Origin of the sequence: Saccharopolyspora sp. (assembly GCF_017434145.1) — a bacterium.
Taxonomy (GTDB): Bacteria; Actinomycetota; Actinomycetes; order Mycobacteriales; family Pseudonocardiaceae; genus Saccharopolyspora_C; species Saccharopolyspora_C galaxeae.
In genome coordinates this window covers 1-5,667 of record NZ_JAFRFW010000053.1, presented here as the reverse complement: position 1 = coordinate 5,667, position 5,667 = coordinate 1, and the positions used below count along the sequence as shown (strand labels likewise).

The window sequence follows — 5,667 nt, the reverse complement described above, 5'->3', positions numbered from 1 at the left end:
CTCTATATAGACTCTGTTCAAGAATATTGTATATCTTTTGTAAACCTATAGCATCCTTGCTCTCGTCAAACAATCTTGCTGTCTTCATAATCAATGTGAATCTTAACGATTTCATGGACGCCACCAGCGTGCTGGGCGCGGCGGCGCTGTCGCTGGCCCGCCAGCACGAGCCGGGCAGTGCCCGGTTCACCGCGCTGGGTCTGGTGGAGGAGGTCGAGCCGGACGTGCGGCAGCTGGTGCAGGCGCTGCTCGGGGACGGGCACGCGGTGCAGTCCTACGGTTTCGGCGACGTCGACAAGACCGTCGAGGACCTGGCCGCGGAGCTGGACAAGCGCGCTTCCGGCGCGGAGGACTCCGACCACACCCCGCACTACGTGCTGATCTACGGCGTGGACGCGGCGCACTCGCTGCTGGAGCGCAAGGACCCGGCGACGCTGACCAGCGGCTTGGACCGGCTGCGCAAGCTGCTCAAGCAGGGCCCGGAGCAACGGATGCACGTGCTCGGCTGGTGGCGCAGCCCGCAACGGCTGAAGAACACGCTGATGGGCCCGGTCGACGAGATCGGCGCGTGGATCGCGTTCGACGTGCACGGCCAGGAGCTGTCCAGCTTCGCCGCCGGGCAGCTGGTGAACTGGTCACCACGGGAGCGGCGCGGGTTGTTCTTCGACCGCTCGGTCCACTCGCAGCCGGAAGTGGTGCTCCCGTTCGACCTCTCCGCCGCGCTTTCGCAGGAGGACGTGCAGTGACCGATCCGCAGGTCCCGGCTTCGTCCCGCTACAAGGAGATCATCGCCGCCGCCACCGGCGCCGCGGAGAAGATGCGCGAGCACGAGCGGGAGAAGGCGTCCCGGCTGGCCAAGGAGGTCGCGTCGGCGGACGAGCGGATCGCCGAGGCCGAGCAGCAGCGCGACGACGTGGTCGAGGGCGCCGAGCTGCGCTGGAACCACGCGATGGAAGCGCTGTGGGACGAGCGCTGGATGCGGGTGACCCCGATGCCGCAGCCGGACCACCGGGCGCAGCCGGGCCGCGCCGCCGACCTGATCGCGCTGATGCAATCCGCCTACCTCGGTCTGCGCCGCTCGCTGGAGAAGTCCCGCTGGACTCCCACGCTGCGCCGCGGCAAGCGGGAAGAGTAGCCCGGGTCGGGCACCGCGGCCGGTTCTGCCCTGCGGTGATCCGTCAGGTGGAATGGAGCGGCGGCCGCACGGCGTTGTCTCGTCGAGAGGCCGTCGTCGCGCCGGGGCAGCCGGTCGGATCCGGGACGGAGATCCATCCAGTGCGGAGACCCGTCCTCGGCGTGACATTTTCGGTACCGATAAGTTCCGTATATGGAGGTCAGTGTGACGACCCAGGCACTTCCCGACCTCGGCGTGGAGATCCGGCTCGCCGCCCGCCCGCAGGGCTGGCCGACCCAGGAGAACTTCGAGATCGCCGAGGCCCCGGTGGCCGCTCCCGGTGACGGCGAGATCCTGGTGCGCAACAAGGTCATGAGCGTCGACCCGGCGATGCGCGGTCGGATGAACGACGTGCGCTCCTACGTCGCACCGTTCCAGCTCGGCAAGCCGCTCGACGGCGGCGCGGTCGGCGAGATCATCGCGTCGAACTCGCCGAAGTTCCAGGTCGGCCAGCACGTGCTGCACGCGCTCGGCTGGCGCGAGTACGCCACCCTCAGCGCCGACCACGCGACCGCCGTGGACCCGGATGCCGCGCCGCTGAACGCCTACCTGGGTGTGCTGGGAATGCCGGGCATGACCGCCTACGCCGGCCTGTTCGACGTCGCCCGCTTCCAGGAGGGCGACACCGTGTTCGTCTCCGGCGCCGCGGGCGCGGTCGGCTCGCTGGCCGGGCAGCTGGCCAAGCTGAGCGGTGCGGCCAAGGTGATCGGCAGCGCCGGCTCCGCGGAGAAGGTCCGGCACGTCACCGAGGACCTCGGCTTCGACGCCGCGTTCAACTACAAGGACGCGCCGGTCGCCGAACAGCTGGCCCAGGCAGCGCCGGACGGGCTCGAGGTGTACTTCGACAACGTCGGCGGGGACCACCTCGAAGCCGCCATGGACAACCTCAACGACTTCGGCCGGGTCGCCGCCTGCGGCGCGATCTCGCAGTACAACAACGCCAAGCCGGAGCCGGGCCCGCGGAACATGTTCCAGATCGTGAAGAAGCGCCTGCACATCCAGGGCTTCATCGTGATCGACCACGCGAACCTGAAGGACCAGTTCGTCGACCACGTCGCACCGCTGGTGCGCGATGGCCGGATCCACTACACCGAGACCGTGGTGGAGGGCCTGCGCAACGCGCCCGAGGCTTTCCTGGGCCTGCTGCGCGGTGAGAACACCGGAAAGATGCTCGTCACGGTCTGACCGCCGACCGGATCTCCAGCGAACGGACCGCCCGCCGCTGCAACGGGGCAGGCGGTTCGTTCGCTCGTCGGCGACTGCTTTTCGAGCGGTCCGGCGGCCGCTCGGTCCAATCGCTTGCGGATGCTCGCGGGAACTCGCGATGCTCCGAGCCGATTCCCCGATTCCGCCATTTCCGATCTTCGCCGCGGATACGATGACTCGCGGTTCCAGCGCGCCGGCGCGGCTCGGCCCCGACTCCGGTCACCTCGAGCGCTCCCGCGCGGGAACCGGAGGGGGGAATCGATCATGAGCGGCTGGCACAAATCCAGTCGATCCGGAGCGAACAGCGGCTGCGTGGAAGTCGGCGGTTTCGCGGACACGGCGGCGATCCGGGACACCAAGAACCGTTCCGCCGGGCAGCTGAGCGTGCCGAAACCGCAGTGGTGCGCGGTCCTCGCGGCGTTGAAGCGCGGCAGGTTCGACGGCTCCGGTCAGTCCACCAGCTTGCCGGGGTTCAGGATGCCGGTCGGGTCCACCGCCCGCTTCGCCGCGCCCAGCACCGCCGTGCCGACCGGACCGATCTCGGATTCCAGCCACGGCAGGTGATCCGCGCCCACGGCGTGGTGGTGGGTCAGCGTGCCGCGGCCGATTTCGCCGCCGGGCGGGCGTTCGGCGATGGCGTCGGTGGCGGCCTTCTTCGCGCGCTGCCACTGGCCGATCGGGTCGTCGGAATCCCGCGCCGCGAGCACCGTGAAGTACAGCGAAGCTCCCGTTTCGTAGGCGTGCGAGAGGTGGCACATCACGATGGGCGTCCGGCCGTCGCCGTCCAACGCCCCGATCAGCGCCGCGCGCACCGCCGAGCGCAGCTCGGCCAGCCGGGACCAGTGCGTGGCGGTCTCCAAGGTCTCCACGCACACGCCGACGTCCAGCAACGCATCCCGCTGCCGCGGAGCCGCGAACCTGTTGGCGCGCCAGGACTCGCCGCCACGCGCACCCAGCTTGAACGTGCGGAATCCGCGCAATGCGCGAAAAGTCGCCGCGCGGCGCTGCTTGAGCTCGGCCCCGGTGGCCGCCTCCCAGCCGAGCACCAACATGCACGGTTCGCTGATCCCCCTGCCGCGCAACAACGTTCGCAGCGCACGCGCCTTCGCCGCGCCGGACAGTTCCAGCTGCACCGCGGTCTCGTCAACATCGGACAGACGGGTCACGTCGGCGAGCACCCGCTGCTGGGCCAACGCCCGCACCGCACCGGCACCCGCCTGCCAGCCGTCCAGCACCAGTGCCTCGTAGCGGGTTTCGGAAGGCTTCGGGCGCACCCGCAACGCCACCTCGGTGAGCACACCGAACGCGCCTTCCCCGCCGATGGCGAACTGGCGCAGATCCGGGCCTGCCGCCGAGTTGGGCGCGGTGCCCAGCCGCCACTCCCCGGCCGGAGTCGCCACCCGCACGCCTTCCACCAGGTCGGCGAACCGGCCGTAGCCCGACGACGCCTGCCCGGCCGAGCGGGTCGCCGCGAAGCCGCCGATGGTGGCGCGCTCGAACGACTGCGGGAAGTGCCCGAGCGTGAACCCGTGCGCGGCCAGCAAGGACTCCGCTTCCGGCGCGCGCACCCCGGCCTGCAGCACCGCCACCCGCGAGACCGGGTCGACCGACACCAGCCGGTCCAGCCGGGCCAGGTCCAACGCGATGACGGCGGTTTTCCCGCCGCGCAGCGCGGAAACACCGCCGACCACGGAGGTGCCGCCGCCGAAGGGCACCACCGCCACGTCGTGGCGCACGCAGATCTCCAGCAGCCGCTGCACCTGCTCGGGATCGGCGGGTAGCACCACGGCGTCCGGGACCGCGAAACCGGTGCCGTCGCGCCGTCGCATCAGGTCGCTGTAGGAGAGCCCGCCCGCCCGGCCGAGGCGGGCGCTGCCGTCGGTGTGCACGTAGCGCTCACCTACCAGGTCGGCCAGCTCGGCCCGGGCGCTCTCCGGCAGTGCACCGTCCGGGATGTCCAGCAGCGAGGCGGGCAGCGCGGGCGTCGTCTCGCCGCTGAGCCCGAGCCTGGCGGACAGCCACCGCAGCGCGTGCGCGGGCAGCGGTGCCGCACCGGCCCCCGAAGGGGTCCAACCGCTGCGCAAGGTGTGGTCGATCAACTCGCTCACCAGTACAGTGTTACATATGACGGCGCAATGTCACAGCGCCTCGGGTTGGTCGGGCACACCACCCCGGAGCACCCGCGTGGAAGATGCCGAGATCCTGCGCGCGGCGCGGGATTGCGTGCTCGCGCACGGCGTGCGGCGCACGACCCTCACCGGCATCGCCCGCCGCGCCGGAATCAGCCGGATGACGCTGTACCGCCGGTTCCCGGATGTGACCAGCGTGGTCAACGCGCTCATGACCGAGGAGTTCTGCGCGATCCTGCGCGGCGCCCAGTACGACGAGGGCACCGGGACCGCCCGCGAGCGCCTGGTGACCACGGCCGTCGAGGCGGTGCGGCAGTTGCAAGCCTCCCCGCTGCTGCGGCGCGTGCTCGACACCGACGCCGAGCTGCTGCTGCCGTACCTGGTGGAACGGCTCGGCAGCACCCAGCGCGCGGCCGAAGCCTTCCTGCTCGGTTACGTCACCGAAGGCCACCGGGACGGTTCGGTGCGCCGATCCGATCCCGCGGTGCAGACGCGGGCGCTGCTGCTGCTCGTGCAGTCCTTCGTGATCTCCGCGTAGGTCGCCGCCGACGGGACCGATCCCGGGGCGCTGGCCGCGGAACTCGCCGACGTCCTCGACGCCGCGTTGCGGCCGAACCTCACCCGCACCTGTTCGGAGTCCGCATGACCGCCACACCGCTGCCCGCCGGATCGCTTCGCGCCACCTCGCTGAACGCGGGCAGGCGCAGCGCCGAACTGTCCGCCGCCGCGGACGAGGTGCTGGACCTGCTCGTGGTCGGCGGTGGGGTGACCGGCGCAGGCACCGCGCTGGACGCCGCCGCCCGCGGGCTGCGGGTCGCGCTGATCGAGGCCGAAGACCTCGCCTGGGGGACGTCCCGCTGGTCGAGCAAGCTCGTCCACGGTGGACTGCGGTACCTGGCGCGCGGTGACGTGCCGCTGGCGCGGGAAAGCGCGGTCGAGCGCAACGTGCTCATGACCCGCACGGCGCCGCACCTGGTGCGCACGCTGCCGCAGCTGATCCCGCTGCACGACGAACTCTCCCGGAAATCCGAGGTGATCCTCAATGCGGGCCTGCGGGCGGGTGATGCTCTGCGGCGCAGCGCACGCACGCCGTCCGCGGTACTGCCCGCGCCACGGCACGTTCCGGCGGTGCAGGCGAGCGCACTGGTGCCCGGGCTG

7 protein-coding genes are annotated in these 5,667 nt (G+C 71.0%); 6 read left to right on the top strand and 1 reads right to left on the bottom strand.

Annotated elements, in window-relative coordinates:
• Positions 1 to 95 precede the first annotated feature (95 nt).
• The 4 genes from IJH84_RS01400 to IJH84_RS29195 all read left to right on the top strand — a co-directional run bounded on the left by IJH84_RS01400 (position 96) and on the right by IJH84_RS29195 (position 2,944).
• Positions 96 to 746, top strand: coding sequence for a hypothetical protein (locus IJH84_RS01400; RefSeq protein ID WP_295139307.1), 651 nt, complete (start codon positions 96 to 98; stop codon positions 744 to 746).
• Entirely contained in the window at positions 743 to 1,135 is a 393-nt protein-coding gene (locus IJH84_RS01395; RefSeq protein ID WP_295139305.1) for a hypothetical protein, read from the top strand. The genes IJH84_RS01400 and IJH84_RS01395 overlap by 4 nt, the downstream gene beginning before the upstream one ends.
• 192 nt (positions 1,136 to 1,327) lie before the next feature.
• Complete coding sequence (locus IJH84_RS01390; RefSeq protein ID WP_200069063.1) at positions 1,328 to 2,359, top strand: NADP-dependent oxidoreductase; 1,032 nt, start codon at positions 1,328 to 1,330, stop codon at positions 2,357 to 2,359.
• Positions 2,360 to 2,479: 120 nt separating this feature from the next.
• Positions 2,480 to 2,944 carry a DUF397 domain-containing protein gene (locus IJH84_RS29195; protein WP_367268934.1) on the top strand — a complete coding sequence of 155 codons (465 nt, stop codon included), beginning with the start codon at positions 2,480 to 2,482 and terminating at the stop codon, positions 2,942 to 2,944.
• Here IJH84_RS29195 and IJH84_RS01380 read toward each other — a convergent pair.
• On the bottom strand, positions 2,830 to 4,488 hold the full coding sequence (locus IJH84_RS01380) for an FAD-binding oxidoreductase (RefSeq protein ID WP_295139301.1): 1,659 nt from the start codon (positions 4,486 to 4,488) through the stop codon (positions 2,830 to 2,832). The two genes, IJH84_RS29195 and IJH84_RS01380, sit on opposite strands and share 115 nt — an antisense overlap.
• Positions 4,489 to 4,564: 76 nt before the next feature.
• On the opposite strand from IJH84_RS01380, the gene IJH84_RS01375 reads away from it, so the two are divergent.
• Positions 4,565 to 5,047, top strand: a complete 483-nt coding sequence (locus IJH84_RS01375) for a TetR/AcrR family transcriptional regulator (RefSeq protein WP_367268933.1) — start codon at positions 4,565 to 4,567, stop codon at positions 5,045 to 5,047.
• Between the two features lie 104 nt (positions 5,048 to 5,151).
• Positions 5,152 to 5,667: FAD-dependent oxidoreductase (locus IJH84_RS01370; RefSeq protein WP_295139298.1), on the top strand; the 516-nt coding region annotated here is incomplete at its 3' end.